This is a genomic window from Hymenobacter sp., from assembly GCF_036388155.1.
Taxonomy (GTDB): domain Bacteria; phylum Bacteroidota; class Bacteroidia; order Cytophagales; family Hymenobacteraceae; genus Hymenobacter.
The window spans coordinates 40,273-55,221 of record NZ_DASVSI010000140.1 but is presented as its reverse complement, the minus strand read 5'-3'; the positions used below and the strand labels follow the sequence as shown (position 1 = coordinate 55,221).

8 protein-coding genes are annotated in these 14,949 nt (G+C 61.8%); all 8 read right to left on the bottom strand.

The features are described from left to right. Nucleotides 1–616: 616 nt before the first annotated feature. On the bottom strand, nt 617–2,332 hold the full coding sequence (locus VF629_RS19820) for a GH39 family glycosyl hydrolase (protein WP_331060243.1): 1,716 nt from the start codon (nt 2,330–2,332) through the stop codon (nt 617–619). A 167-nt stretch (nt 2,333–2,499) separates the two neighbouring features. Then, a complete protein-coding gene (locus VF629_RS19815) occupies nt 2,500–4,548 on the bottom strand; it encodes a glycoside hydrolase family 127 protein (protein WP_331060242.1) in 2,049 nt (682 codons plus the stop codon). 109 nt (nt 4,549–4,657) lie between these two features. Continuing rightward, nucleotides 4,658–6,511, bottom strand: a complete 1,854-nt coding sequence (locus VF629_RS19810; RefSeq protein ID WP_331060241.1) for an NPCBM/NEW2 domain-containing protein — start codon at nt 6,509–6,511, stop codon at nt 4,658–4,660. A 10-nt stretch (nt 6,512–6,521) separates the two neighbouring features. Next, on the bottom strand, nt 6,522–8,309 hold the full coding sequence (locus VF629_RS19805; RefSeq protein ID WP_331060240.1) for a family 43 glycosylhydrolase: 1,788 nt from the start codon (nt 8,307–8,309) through the stop codon (nt 6,522–6,524). Between the two features lie 184 nt (nt 8,310–8,493). After that, complete coding sequence (locus VF629_RS19800; RefSeq protein WP_331060239.1) at nt 8,494–10,575, bottom strand: alpha-L-arabinofuranosidase C-terminal domain-containing protein; 2,082 nt, start codon at nt 10,573–10,575, stop codon at nt 8,494–8,496. A gap of 148 nt (nt 10,576–10,723) precedes the next feature. Then, nucleotides 10,724–12,211: an L-arabinose isomerase gene (gene araA, locus VF629_RS19795; protein ID WP_331060238.1), complete on the bottom strand. Its 1,488-nt coding sequence runs from the start codon at nt 12,209–12,211 to the stop codon at nt 10,724–10,726. Nucleotides 12,212–12,344: 133 nt separating this feature from the next. Next, a complete protein-coding gene (locus tag VF629_RS19790) occupies nt 12,345–13,046 on the bottom strand; it encodes an L-ribulose-5-phosphate 4-epimerase (RefSeq protein WP_331060237.1) in 702 nt (233 codons plus the stop codon). A 124-nt stretch (nt 13,047–13,170) separates the two neighbouring features. Continuing rightward, the gene (locus VF629_RS19785; protein ID WP_331060236.1) at nt 13,171–14,892 is read right to left on the bottom strand and encodes a ribulokinase; all 1,722 of its coding nucleotides are present in this window, start codon (nt 14,890–14,892) and stop codon (nt 13,171–13,173) included. Between the last annotated feature and the right edge of the window lie 57 nt (nt 14,893–14,949).

Genomic DNA, 14,949 nt, shown 5'->3' with positions numbered 1-14,949 from the left:
TAGAACTAAAATGTGAAAGAAGCCAAGTTCATGCGGGGAGTAAAATGTTGACCCCAAGAAGTTTCAGCAGTTGGGAAAACAGCCCCAGCTTAACCCACCCCCACTGTTTTCTGGAAAAATTCAGCAAGGTCGTGGCGCCGGCTTTGTACCCACTAGGTGCTGCACACACCACCGAAATCTAGTGCAAATAAAGGATTAAAAAACCTTGGCAGCCCCTCCTCCCACCCGTACTAACACAAGCTTAACATCTTGATTAATTGTGTTAAAACCCGCATTTACCTACTTTACTTTGATATAGTATAATTCCTCAAATATGTCGTTTGATTCATTCTATATTATATGTAACTGTTCGTTGTTTTCGCCTTACTTAATAAAGCATATTTTTTTGCTATGCTTACGCCGACGTGTCGGTTTCGCCTCGCTAGCAGCCCGTCGAACGGCTCTGTTGCCATCGTCGTCTCAGGCATGAAAAGCTGGTTAATTAAGTTTATAGTTGTAATTTTTTCGGGAAATCACACCCTTTGTTCCGCCCTTGTTGCGGTTAGCCCAGACATAGCAGGGAATGGCCGTCAGGGCCTGGCACACGGTGCGGATTCCATTGCTTCACTTGGCTGTGCTACCAGGTCAGGCGCAGCAGCGAAACGCCCTGGCGCGGCAGCGAAAAACGCAGCACCGACTGACCATTCTTTGCGCTGACAGAGGCTGGCGAATTGGTTAGGAGCGCCAGTTGCCCGGCCTTTTCAAGCGCCTTGCGTTGGGCATCCGAAACTTGCTGCGGTGAGCCCAGGGCTTGCCAGGCGGTGTAGGAGTTGCTGTGCTCGTTGTCGATGCGGTAGTGCTGCAGTTTGGCCTTCGCGGGCACGCCGCGAAGGGTGAGCTCCACCTCGCTGGCAGGCGCGGGCAATTGGTCGTTGTGGTAGTTCCAAACCAGGACGGACGCCGAGTGGCCGTCGGCGGAGGCCAGGGCACTGATGTCGGCGCGCTGGGTTTGGGCTTGGTTGTGGATGTCGGGCAAAGTAAGGGCCGTGGGGTTGGCGACGGCCACGCGCGGGCCGGTCATCTTGCCCAGCATACGGAAGACGTTGAGCACGGGCTTGTCGACGCCGTTGGTGGCCAGGTCGCGGAAACCGGCAAACCAGGGCTGGTTTTCGAACTCAAACGACCAGCTGACGGCGCCCTCCACGTTGGCCTGGTAGAGGTCGGCCAGCTCGTAGAGGCGGGCGTAGGCGGCGGCCGTGTAGCTGGAGTACATGGTGCCGTTGCGGTAGGCGTTTTCGGGGCTGGTGGCCACGCCGCAAGCGGCGCAACCTTCGGGGTCGTTTTCGCCAATGATGATGGGCAGCTTGCGGTACTCCGGAAACGAGGCCACAATTTTGAAGCCTTCGGTGATGTCGTCGAGCTGGGCGCCCATGTTCATGCGCACGTGGCCGTCCACCAGCTTGGGCGCGCCCTTGGCGTGGAAGGTGATGAAGTCGAGGCGGGTGCCGGTTTTGCCGGTGACGTAGTTTTTGCCGCTGCGGCAGTGTTCCAGGAAGCCTTTCAAGTAATCAGCGGCCTTGTCCCAGCGCGGGCCGGTGGTTTCGGGGCCGCCGAGCAGGGCTTCGGGCAGGGCGCGGTGCACGGCGGCTTCGGTGTGGTCATACAGCTCGCTGTACTCGGCCGGGGTGCCTTTCCAATAGCCGATGTTGGGCTCGTTCCAGAGTTCCCAGCGCCAGGTTTTTACTTCGGCGGCGCCGTAGCGGGCCACGCTGTGCTTCACCCATTGGTACACCAGCTCGCCCCACTTTCTGTAGTCCTTGGGCGGGTAGGCCCAGCCGGTGTAAATGTCGTTGTAGTTGTCGCCGGGTTTCCAGTAGTGCCGGTACGGCGCCGGCTTCACGGACATGGCTTCGGGCATGAAGCCAATCTGGGCAATGGGCTTCATGCCCCGCTTGATGTAGGTGTCGAAAATGCGGTCCACAATGGTCCAGTCGTATACGGGCCGGCCGTTCTTGTCCTCGGTGTAGGCGTTACTCGAGCCCCATTTCAGGCCGGGCGTGCCGTCGCCGGTGGTCAGCAGGTTGTGGGGGCGCACGTACACCGGCACGGGGCTCAGGGCGGCCAGCTCGGTGAGCAGCTTTTGGCCGTCCTTCATGTAGGTGTAGTTGGGTTCGTCGTAACCGAAAAAGGCCCATAGCGGCTGCATGGGGCCTACTTGCTTCGTCACATCAACGGTGATGGCAACAGGAGTGGTTTGGGCCAAACTAGGTGTAGAGGCAGTGGCTAGCAGCGCCAATAAGATGCCGCAGAAACGGGCAGGAGCAGCGGTGAAAAGTGAAGCTACGGTTTGCATGCCATCTGGGGAAGAAGGGTGTGTATTAACTCCGCACTAAACCGTCATGCTGAGCGGAGTCGAAGCATCTCTCCCGCGCAACTAATCAGATTTACTGTTGCAGTAGAGATGCTTCGACTCCGCTCAGCATGACGTTCTAAATTGTTGTTTAGCCTTTGAACCGCCACCTACTTCGCGTGCGTCGCTTCGGCGGCTTGGCGCGTCACCAGGTCCACGTCCAGCACGCGCTGGGGAAACCAGACGGTCATTTCGCCCTTGCCGCGGTTGGCCCAGGCGTAGTACGGAATGGCCGTCAGGGTTTGCTGCACGGTGCTGATGGTATTGCTGGCGCCGTCCACTTTCACCACGGGCACGGTGGCCGTGAGTTCGGTGATGCCGTTGAGCACGTCGGGCTTGAAGGTGGCGGTGAAGGTGGTGCCGTGGGGCACGATGATATTGCTGGCTTTGCCCTGGTTGTCCTTCCACTCGGCGCAGTAAATAACCGGGCCGCGCTGCAGGGCCACTTTGCCCACGTTGTCCTGCACGTTGGGGTGGGCCACCACGGTGCGCGTTTCCATGGGAAGGCTCACTTCCACCACGTCGTTCTTCTTCCACTTGCGGGCCAGCACGGCGTAGCCGTTTTTCATCTTGTATTCGGCGGGCTTGCCGTTCACCCTGATGGTTGCTTTTGCGCTGGAAGGCTGCGAAAAGCGGTACAAATCCGACGGAATGGCTTGCTCGCGGGCCCAGCCTGGAATGCGCACCAGCAGGTTGAAATCTGCAGTCGAAGCCTGTTCGACGGTGAATTTCAGGTCGCCGTTCCAGGGGTAATTATTGGCCTGGGTGAGGCGCACGGGCTTCTTCTGCACGGCCAAATCGGCGCTGCCGCTCACGAAGAGGTTCACGTAAATGTCCTTGCCATTTTGGCCATAAACGTAGCCGGGCAGCGACGGAAATAGCCGCGCTAAGTTGGTGGGGCAGCACGAGCACTCGAACCAGCCCGCCCGCGCCGGCTCGGTTTGGGCGAAGCTGGCGCTGTTTTTAACCTGCATGGCGTTGGAGTAGAAGAACGATTTGCCGTCGAGGCCCACGCCCGAGAGCAGTCCGTTGTAGAGCACCTTCTCGATGAGGTCGGCGTACTTGGCCTCGCCGTGCAGCTGGAACATGCGCTGGTTCCAGTAGATGTTGGCCACCGAGGCGCAGGTTTCGTTGTAGGCCGTGGCGTTGGGCAGCTCGTAGTTGCGCCCGAACCGCTCGCCGCCCGGCACCGCGCCGGTGCCCCCCGTCACGTAAATTTTCCGGGAAGCCATGTTGTTCCAAATGCTGTCCACGGCGGTCAGCAGCTGCTTGTCGTTGGTGAGGGCCGCTACGTCGGCCATGGCCGAGTAAAGGTATTCGGCGCGCACGGCGTGGCCCACGGCTTCGGCCTGGGCCACCACGGGCTTGTGGTCCTGCCAGTAAGAGCCGTTTTTCCACGGGTCGGCGCTCTTGGGGTCGTAGCCCTTGTATTGGCCGCGGGCGTTCAGGAAAAACTTGGCCGTGCTCAAGTATTCCGGCCTGCCGGTCACGCGGTACAGCTTCACGAGGCCCATCTCCACGATTTCGTGCCCGGGCGCCACGCTGCGCTTGCCCGGCCCAAACACCGAGCACACGAGGTCAGCGTTTTTCAGGGCGATGTTGAGCAGGTTCTTCTTGCCGGTGGCTTGGTAGTGGGCCACGGCGGCCTCGTACAGGTGGCCGGCGTTGTAGAGCTCGTGGCTGAGTTCGCGCTCTTTCACCCAGCGCTCGGGGCCGGCCCAGTCGTGCGGGTGGGCGGGGTCGATGGTGCGGGCCGTGTAGAGGTAGCCGTCGGGCTCCTGGGCCTTGCCGACTTTGTCAATCAGCACATCCAAGTAGGCTTCCAGCTCCTTATCCGGGTACAGGCTGAGTGAGTACGCAGCGCCCTCCAACGTCTTGTAGATGTCGGTATCGTCGAAGGGAAACGTGGTGGCAAACTTGCCCGATTTAGCCGCCGCCATCTCAAAATTCTTCACCCGATTGGTGGCCTCGCAGCGCTGGAACGACGCCGGAATGGTGACGGTGGTGTTGGTTTTCAGGCGCGGCTGCCAGAAGTTATCGGCCAGCCTCACTTTAGTGAAAGGCACCGCCTGAATGGGGTAGTCGGCCCGCTGCTGGGCCGCGGCCGAAAGGCTCGCCGAGAGGCCAAGAACGAGCAGAAAGGACTTGGGTGCTAGCATGACAATTCGGGTTTGATGTTTCGGTGTAGAGACGCGTATTCGCGTTTCGTCGGCCGGGCCGTGTGTATCGTTCAACAATCGTTCAACGCCGAGACGCAAATACGCGTCTCTACTTCATTATGCTTTTGGCTTTTGAAATGCGATACAGCTTGGCGCCATGCCGCCGGATATAAGGCGCAAACTCACCTGAAACTTTCGCTACTTCCCGGCCCGTCCACAAGTCCTGCACGGTGGCGCCGGCGACCACGCCCAACTCCTGCAGCGCTACGGGCACCTGCAGCGAATCAGCCGGCGCGGGGCGGTAGGGGTTTTTGGTAAACACCAGGAAGCTGAGCGTGCCGCCCGTATTCTGGACCGCCCCAGCCTGGTCCAGGCCCACGGTGGTGCTGAAGCGGGTGTAGCCCGCCGGCAAATCGTACTCAATAATGGAGTTGGAGTGCGTGCCGATGCCGGCCTCGTACCGCTTCCCTCCCACCATCAGGTCGGCGCCCGACACGCTTTTGTTGATGGTGACCTTGCCCCAACCAGCGGTGGCGCTTTTCCAGGGCAGCGTGCCCAGGGGAGTGCTTTTACCGCTGCCGGTGAGCACGGGGTTCAGCCAGTCGGCGTGGTCCCAGGCGCTGTCGTCGCCGCCGTTGCGCACGTTCAGGTAGAGCTTGGTGGCGCTGGTGATGTCGATGTCGGCGGCTTTGCTTTGGCCGGGGGTTTGGCGAGTTATCAGGCCGCTGGCCCAGGCGGCTTCGCTTTCGGGGGCTAGCTCCTGGTCCTGGGCGTTGAAGAGGGCCAGGAATTTGTCGCCGGTGGCGGGGTCGTCGGCGGTCCAGGCCACCAGGTTGTCGCGGCGAAACAGCTGGCGGTTGCGGGTGCTGTTGCGGTGCACGGCCAGCACGTTTTTATTGGTAAGCAGGCTCAGCGTGAAGGCGTCGTTGCTGGGCAGGTCGCCCCCAAACATGAGCGGCGAGCGGAAGATGCTCCACAGCGTCATCAGCGTGAGTTGTTCGTCGCGGGTGAAGCGGGTCATGCGGTCGTCGCCTCGCTCGGCGCGGATGCCCAGGCGGCCCAGGGGCAGCATGTCGGCATCGGGCCAGGCGCCGGGCGCAATGTGCGGCGCCCACCGCTCGCACACCTCAAAATGTTCCTTCAGCTGCTCCCAACTGTCCCAGAAGTCGCCTACGGTGCGCCACATGTTGGCGTGGGCGGCCACGTGCCTGGCTTGGGCAATGGGCGTTTCGCCGGGCGAGGTGCTGAGCACGATTCGGCGGCCCGAACGGTTAATGGCCTTGCGAATCATCTCCACTTCCGGCGCGTGGTAGGGCGAGGACAAGTCGTCGACTTTCACAAAATCCACGCCCCAGGCCGCGTAGAGCTTAAACAGCGAATCGTAGTACTCCTGCGCGCCGGGCCGGCCGGCCACCACGGTGTACATGTCGTGCAGCCAGCCGGCCTGGCCTTCCTTGCTGTAAATGTCGGCGGCCGTGGCCTTGCTGCCGAAGATGGGCAGCTTGCGCTGCACCGCCACCACCGGCACGCCGCGCATGATGTGGATGCCAAATTTTAGGCCCTTGGCGTGCATGTAATCAGCCAGCGGCTTGAAGCCCTTCCCGCCGGCCGCCGACGGAAACCGGTTCACGGCCGGCACGAAACGGCCGTATGGGTCCAGGTTGAAATCCGGGTTTTTCTCGTTGTAGCCGTGGGCGGTGTCGTTGCCCACGTACCAGCGAATGTCCACCACCACGTACTCCCAACCGCTGCTTTTGAGGTTTTTCGCCATGTAGTCGGCGTTGGCGCGTACCTCAGCTTCGGTCACGGTGGGGCCGTAGCAGTCCCAGCTGTTCCAGCCCATGGGAGGCGTGGCGGCCCATTGGTGGAAGTCGGTTTTGGGCGCGGCTTTTTGGGCGTGGGCGGTCAGCCCCGTGCTTAAAAGCCACGCGCTACCAAAAGCGAACCGACGAAGAGCATCCATAAGTAGCAGCCTATTCAACCACAATTTTCTGCGTGAAGGTGCCCAGCGTGCCGCGTGCTTGCACCAGGTACATGCCGGCTGGTAGCTTGGCTTCGATGGGCAGCGCAGACTGGCCGATGCTGGTACGGCTCAGCACGCGGCGGCCCTGCATGTCGGAAACCGTAATCGTTACGAGGCCGATGGACAGCTCACTGCCCAGCGCCACCACGAACCGCCCTTGCGAGGGGTTTGGCGCGATGCTCAGCTGCGAAGAAGGCGAAACAGGAGCCTCCGTGGCCAGGGCGGTGCGGGCCAGGGCCGTGGGGGCAATGCTCCACTGCTGGCAGGCATTGGCGAGGTAGTCGTAGAGGGCCAGGGTGACGCCCGCCGTGGTCGAGCAGCCGGGCACCTCCACCACGCGGTTGCCGTTCACCGAAGCCAGCACGTAGCGGCCGGTGTTGGCGCGCTCAATCTTGAAGCGCTGGCTGGCCGTGCCGGTGTAGTTGTTGAGCTGCAGCAGGGCGCCGTTGTTGGGGTTGTTGGCCGCCACTTCGGCCGCCAGTCCGGCGCCCACCGCCGAGGTGATTCTGTACTCGCCGTTGCCGACGGGCGTGAGGCGCCACTTCTGGCAGTTGACGCTGGCCGCGGTGCCCTGCGCCACGGCCTGGAACTGCGCCCCGGTGCAGCCCCAGGCGTCCCAGACCTTGCCCGAATTGCCGTTGGTGAGGGTGTAGAGGCCGGTGGCCAGCCAGTCGCGGGTGATGAACGGCCAGCCCGCGCTGTCCCAGCCCATGTTGGCCACGCTCAGGCGGGCACGGCCGTTCTGGTTGGCGTCGTAGTAGTGGTGACTGAAATAGTTGGCGCCGTTTTCCACAAACAAGCCGGCGTGCCCGGGCCCCACGTAGTTGCCCGAAGTGGCAATGAGGGTGGTGCCGCCGTTCTTGTTCAGGTCCACGCCGTTCTTGTCGAGGTAGGGTCCGGTAATGCTCGTGGAGCGCCCGATTTGGATGTAGTACGTGCTGCTGGCACCCTTGCAGCAGGCGCCCTTGTTGATGAACAGGTAGTAGTACGAGCCGTTGCGCACGATGTAGGGCGCCTCGCTGCCGCTGTTGTTGCGGGTCACGCCGTCGGCGGCCACGTTGCCAGCCAGCCAGTTGAAGCCGGTACCTGACCGTTTGCCGGTGACGCCGTCCAGCTTAATCAAACCGAGGCCCTTGAAGAACGAGCCGTAGCTCATCCACAAGCCGCCCGCGGCGTCGGTCACGATGGCCGGGTCGATGGCGTTGATGGCGCTGCTTGAGGTGCTCGACACCACTTCGCCTTGGTCCACCCAATTGTAGTTGGGATTGGCGGGGTCCAGGGTAACGTTGGTAGCCAGACCGATGGCCGACACGTTGGAGCCGAACGTGGAGCAGGAATAGTAGAGGTAGTACTTGCCGTTGCGGTAGATGCACTCCGGCGCCCAGTATTCGCCGGCAAAATTTGGCACGCGCCCGGCTATCCAAGCCGGACGGGCGCCGTTGAACACGCTGCGCGGGCCCGACTGCCAGGTCACCAAATCGGTGGAAAACATGGCGTAGATGTCCCGGCCCGTGGTGAAAACCCAGTACTTGTTGCCGTCTTTGATGATGCTGGACGGGTCGTGGCAATTGTCGTTGCCTTGCAAAGCAAAGCTGCGCTGGTTGCTGAGCACCAGCAACAACAAAAGCGCCAGCCCGCTCCACCAACGGGGCCAGGCCGCAAAAGCGCGACGGGTGGCAACGGGAAGGCGGGCGGCGGACGGCCCAAGTACCGGAACGGATGTAAAACTGCTTTTCATAAAGTGGGAATTGAAGGGTGAAAATGCGAGTCGACAGCCAGAAAAAAGGGTCCCGGCGACGCGTGGCAAGGCAGCAGCCGGGATATGAGAAGGGCGTGTAGTTTTTTGTTAAATCACCAACACAAACGATTGTGAGGGATTGTAAAAAGAAAGGGCAGCCTCGAACAGCTGCCCTTTCTCCGGCTTACTTCTTCGCGGGAATGCGCAACACCGTGAAGGAATTCGGGGCCAGCGTGTAGTTCACCGTCGAACCCGATACGGCGAATTGGCCTTCTTTTGGCGCGAGCTTCTTGGGTTCCTGGATGCTGTTTTGAACGCTGAGGTCGTCGCAGGCCATGACGAGGGCGCGGCCGGTTTTGCCCACTTTTTTGGCGCCGGCCAGGTTCACTTTCACGGCGCGCGGCGTGGTGGAGTAGTTCACCAGCTTCACAATCACGTCGCCGGTGGGGGCGTCGGTCACGGCGCTGGTAAAGAGGTTGTCGGCGCCGTTTTTGGCGTTGCCAGGCAGCTGCACGGGCAGCATGCTGGTGCCTTTGTTCTGGCTGAAAAGCAGCTGCACGTAGTAGTTCACCGTGCCGTACACGTTCAGGTTGTCAAACCAAATCATGTTGGGCGTCCATTGCCAGGCGTCCACATGGGCCAGCATGGGCGCGTAGGAGGCCATGCCCACCACGTCGGAATTGCGTTCGAGGCCGGTCATAAACGCGGCTTCCGAAATGGCGCAATCCCAGCTGTTCTTGTTGTCGGGGCTGGCGATGGCCACGCTCTGGGCGGCGTATTCGCCGGCGAAGATTTTGGGGCCCGAGCGCGGGTACTTGTCGTAGCGGCTGGCGTTTTGGCGGAACCACTCGGGCTTGGCGTAGTAGTGCTCGTCGATGAATTCGGCCTTCAGCTCGCGCATCTTGAACGTGGCCTTGTCGAACAGGTCGCCGTCGGGCGAGGGCCCCACGCTCGACACGAGCTGGATGTTGGGGTATTTCGCCTTCACGGCTTTCGAAAACGGCTCGTAGCGCTCCAAGTACTGCGGCCCCCACTGCTCGTTGCCGATGCCAATCATCTTCAGGTTGAAGGGCGCGGGGTGGCCCATGGCCACGCGCTTGGCGCCCCAGGTGCTGGTGGCCGGGCCGTTGGCAAACTCAATCAAGTCGAGGGCGTCCTGAATGAAAGTTTCCAGCGTGGGCTCGTCGCCCTGGCCAGCGGCATTCGGGCCCTTGGCGGCGCTGATGGGCGCCAGTTCGGCCGAGTTGAACTGGCAGGCCATGCCCACGTTCAGAATCGGGAGCGGCTCGGCGCCAATATCCTCCGACAATTGGAAATACTCGAAGAAGCCGAGGCCGAACGACTGGTAATAGTCGGGCGTGTAGCGGTGCTTGAACTCCTTGTTCCAGCGGTTAATGATGGGCTTGCGCGCGGCCACGTCCCCGATGGTTTCCTTCCATTGGTAGCGGTTGTCCAGCGTGATGCCCTCCACGATGCAGCCGCCCGGGAAGCGCAAGAAGCCCGGCTTCATATCCTTGAGCAGCTGCACGATGTCGGGGCGCAGGCCGTTTTCGCGGTTCATCCAGGTGTCTTTGGGGAAGAGCGACACCACGTCGATGTCGGCGGTGCCGGCGCCGTCCAGCGTCAGCTTCAGGCGGGCCCGGGCAGCCGTGGCCGAGGGCTTCAGCACCACGGTGTACTTCTTCCACTCATTGGTCAGGCCCGTGATTTGGGCTTGAGCCAGCGCTTGGCCCGAGGGCGGCGTTTCGGGGCCGGGACCGGGGCGGCGGGTTTCCTCCAGCGTCACGGTCATGCCGCTCACGCTGCCGGGGCCGCGCCGGGCGTAAACCGAGAAGGTGTACTCCGCATTCTGCTTCACGCCCATGCCGCGGAAGCCTTCGTTCACGAAGCCAGCGTCGGCACCGCCCGCCTTGGCGCTGAGGCGTAGGAAGTGGTTGTTGGTGGCGCTGATGGGCCGGTCGCTCGATACGATGTAGCTCTCCAGGCCCGCCGCGCCCTTCACTGCCTTCCAGCCGATGAGGTGGTCGTCGGTTTCGAAGGACTTGTTCTTCACCAGTTCGGGGTACAGGCCGCCGTCGGCCGCGAAGTTGATGTCCTCGAAAAACAAGCCGTACATGTTTTTCGGGATGGCCCCGCCGGGCTTGTTCACCTGCACGGTGATGGTGGCCGGGGCCGCACTTTGAGCAATGGCTGCCTGCTCCGGCAGCAAGCTGGCTAGGGCCAGGCCAGCAGCACTGAATAGGAATCGGGAATTAGAAAGGGTCATTGTGGTGGGAATTGGTTGCTTGTAGTTGTTGCTCAGAACGGGGTAGAGACGCAACATTTTGCGTCTCGTCGTTGAACGGTAATGACCAACGACACCCGAACGGCGCAGACGGCGAGACGCAAAATGTTGCGTCTCTACCCCGTTCTTTTTAGCCCCGGAAAGCCACTTCGTTGTAGCGCAGCTCGTTTTTGAAGGTGCGCAGCTTGGTGTCGGCGTCGATGATGACGAATTCGATGCCGGCCATTTCGGCGAAATCTTCCAGGTATTCGGCGGTCAGGTTTTGGCTGTAGCCGGTGTGGTGGGCACCGCCGGCCAGTATCCAGGCGGCCGCGCCCACGGCCAGGCTGGGCTGCACTTTCCAGAGCACGCGGGCTACGGGCAGCTTGGGCAGGTCCTGTGCGGGCAGCACGGCTTCCACCTCGTTTACTATCATGCGGAAGCGGTTGCCGAGGTCCACGATGGTGGCGTTCAGGGCCGGGCCGGCGGGGCAGTTGAACACGAGGCGGGCGGGGTCGGCCTTGCCGCCGATGCCCAGCGGGTGCACTTCCACTTTCACTTTGCCGGTGGCAATGGTGGGGCAGATTTCCAGCATGTGCGAGCCAAGCACCTGCTCGTTGCCGGGCTCGAAGTGGTAGGTATAATCCTCCATAAAAGAGTTGCCGCCGGGCAGGCCGGCCCCCATCACCTTCATGGCGCGCACCAGGGCCGAGGTTTTCCAGTCGCCCTCGCCGCCAAAGCCGTAGCCTTCGGCCATCAGCCGCTGCGTGGCGATGCCGGGCAGCTGGGCCATGCCGTGCAAGTCCTCGAAGGTGTCGGTGAAGCCTTTGGCGCCTTTGTCTTGCAGGAACTGGCGCAGGCCGGCTTCGATGCGGGCGGCTTCGCGCAGGCTGTCGCGCTGGGCGCCGCCGGCTTTCAGGTCGTCGGCCAGCTCGTATTCCTGCTCGTAGGTAGCCAGCAGCTCGTCAATTTGCGCGTCGCTGATTTCATTCACCACGGCCACCAAGTCGCCGATGCCATAGGTATTTACCTCGTAGCCAAACTTGATTTCGGCTTCCACTTTGTCGCCTTCGGTCACGGCCACGTAGCGCATGTTATCGCCGAAGCGCACGAATTTGGCAGATTGCCAGTCGGCCCAGGCGCAGGCCACTCGGCTCCAGATGCTCAGGCTTTCCTGCACGGCGGCGCTCTGCCAGTGGCCTACTACCACCTTGCGGTTTAGGCGCATGCGGGTGCCGATGAACCCAAACTCCCGGTCGCCGTGCGCCGATTGGTTGGTGTTCATGAAGTCCATGTCGATGTCGGCCCACGGTATGTCGCGGTTGAACTGGGTGTGCAAATGCGCCAGCGGCTTTTGTAGAATTTTCAACCCGTTTATCCACATTTTGGCGGGGGAAAACGTGTGCATCCAGGCAATCAGGCCCACGCAGTTTTCGGCCGTGTTGGCTTCCTGCATGAGCTTGTATATCTCCTGCGGGGTTTTCAGAATGGGCTTGTAGACAATTTTGATGGGCAGCTTAGTACCCAGCTCCCGGGCAATTTCCTGGGAGTGCAGGGCTACTTCCTCCAGCGTTTCGGGCCCGTAGAGGTGCTGGGTGCCAGTGATAAACCAGGCTTCGTAGTGGGAGATGTCAATCATAAATGGGTGGAATTAGGGGAAGCCGAAGCTTACACAATCGTTAATCTAAGTTGGTCGAAAAGTAGCGCGGACTTTTAGTCCGCGCCTAAATTGCTTTGTGTTTTCTGCGCGCGGACTAAAAGCCCGCGTTACATCACGACTGTCCGTAGTAAGAATTCACGCCGTGCTTGCGCTCGTAGTGCTTGCGGATGAGGGCATCCTTCAGGCGCGGCACCTCCGGGCGTAGGGTGCAGCTGAGGTAAGCCATGCGGGCCACTTCTTCGAGCACAGCGCTGTTGTAGACGGCTTTTTCCACGGTGTTGCCCCAGGTGAAGGGGGCGTGGTTGGCCAGCAGCACCATTTCCACTTCCGTGGGCGAGAGGCCGCGGCGCTGGAACTCGTTGAGGATTTGCCAACCGGTCTGGTGCTCGTAGTCGCCGGCAATCATGGCGTCGTCCATGGGCGGTGCGCAGGGCACGTCGGCGGTGAGGTGGTCGGCGTGGGTGGTGCCCAAAATGGGGATATCCAGTTGCGCCTGGGCCCAGGCCGTGGCGTAGGTGCTGTGCGTGTGCACAATGCCGCCAATGTGCTCCCAGTGCGAGTAGAGCACGGCGTGGGTTTTGGTGTCCGACGAGGGCCGCTTCTCCCCTTCCAGCACGTTGTTGGCAAAGTCGAGAATGACAATGTCCTCGGTCTTCAGCGTGTCGTAGGGCACGCCGCTGGGCTTGATGGCGAACACGCCGGCGGAGCGGTCGACCACGCTGGCGTTGCCGAAGGTGAAGAGCACCAGGCCCAGCTTGGGCAGCTGCATGTTGGCGTCGTAGCACGCCTGTTTTAGGTCTTGGTACTGGCTCATTTAAAAGGTTGTCGAAAGGTCGTCATGCAGCGCGCCGCGCAGCATCTTGCGTGTGGCAGTAACTCAATCGTCAGGATTACTGGTGGCACGCGAGATGCTGCGCGCCGCTCTGCATGACGCTCTGTTAGGCGTGGGCGGGCTCGCGGGTTTCCTTGGCTTCCTTCTCGCCGCCCACAGTGACGGTTTCCACGAACTTGCCGAAGGCTTGGTATTGCTCGTAGCGGGCTTGATAGTCGGCTACACGCGCCGGGTTGGGCTCGTAGGTTTCGGCAAAGCCGCTGCCCATGGCCTTTTGCGCCGTGAGCACATCGGGGTACACGCCCGCGGCAACGGCGGCATACATGGCCGCACCCAAAGCAGGCGCCTGCTCCGACACTGCAATTTTAATGGGGCGGTTGAGTACGTCGGCCAGGGTTTGCATCACAAACTGCGACTTCTTGGCCACGCCCCCAATGCCGATGACCTGCTTCACGGGAATGCCTTCCTGCTCGAACCGCTCCACAATCTGCTTCGAGCCGTAGCAAATGGCTTCCACTAATGCCCGGAAAACTTGCGGGGCGCTGGTGCCCATGGTCAGGTTCATCAACGCGCCTTTGAGGGCCTGGTTGGCATCGGGGGTGCGGCGGCCGTTTACCCAGTCCAGGGCCAGCACGTGCGACTGGGCGGGGTCCACCGCCGCGGCGGCTTCGCTGAGCTGCACCAGTAGGGTGTCGCTCATTTCTTCGCGCAGGGCGGCTTGCTGCTCAGCCGTCAGCACTTTGGAGTGCGGCAGCACGTGCTGTAAGGGCCACTCCAGCATCTGGCGGAACCAGGCCAGCAAGTCGCCGAAAGCCGACTGCCCGGCCTCCAACCCCAGCATGCCGGGGATTACGGAACCGTCCACTTGCCCGCAAATGCCGGCTACGAGGTGGCTGCCCACTTCGCTGGTGGGGGCCACCACAATGTCGCAGGTGCTGGTGCCCATCACCTTCACCATGGAATAGGCTTCGATTTCGCCTGCCACGGCGCCGGCGTGGGCGTCAAAAGAGCCCACGGCCACCACGGTGTCGGTGGTCAGGCCTAGGCGTTGGGCCCACTCTTCGGAGAGGTGGCCGGCCACTTCGTCGGCGGTGTAGGTTTCGGTGAAGAGGCGGTCACGCAGGCCGGCTAATTTGGGCTCGAGGTGGGTCAGGAATTCTTCGGAGGGCAGGCCGCCCCAGCTCTCGTGCCACATGGCTTTGTGGCCGGCGGCGCAACGGCTGCGCTTGAAGCTGGCCAGGTCCCCGCCGGTCAGCAGCAGGGTAAGCCAGTCGCAGTGCTCCATCCAGGAATGAGCGGCTTGCGCCACGGCCTCGTCTTCGCGCACCACGTGCATGATTTTCGCCCAAAACCACTCAGAGGAATAAATGCCGCCTTCGAACTTGGTGTAGTCCTCGCCGCCCCAGGTGCGGGCTTTGTGGTTGATTTCGGCGGCCTCGTCCAGGGCCGTGTGGTCCTTCCAGAGCACGAACAGGGCGTTGGGGTTTTCGGCAAACTCGGGCAGCAGGCCCAGGGCCACGCCCTGCGCATTCACAGGCCCGGGCGTCGAGCCGGTGGTGTCCACGGCGAGGCCGACGACCTGGGCGGCGGGCACCTGCTGGGCCACGCGGCGCACCACGGCCTCCAGGCCCTCAATGTGGTCGAGCGGGTGCTGGCGGAACTGGTTGCGGGCGGGGTTGCAGTAGTGCAGGTTTTTCCAGCGGGCGTAGTGGTGCACGGCCTGGGCGCGTTCGGCGCCGGTGCGGGCGTCGACCAGCACGGCGCGCACGGAGTCAGTGCCGTAGTCAACGCCGATGACGTAGGCGGGGGTGGTGGCTTGGGTTTCCACAGTGGTTGATGATGAATGTTGAAGCTTGGCCGTCAGGCAGCGCGCAGCGAAGCATCT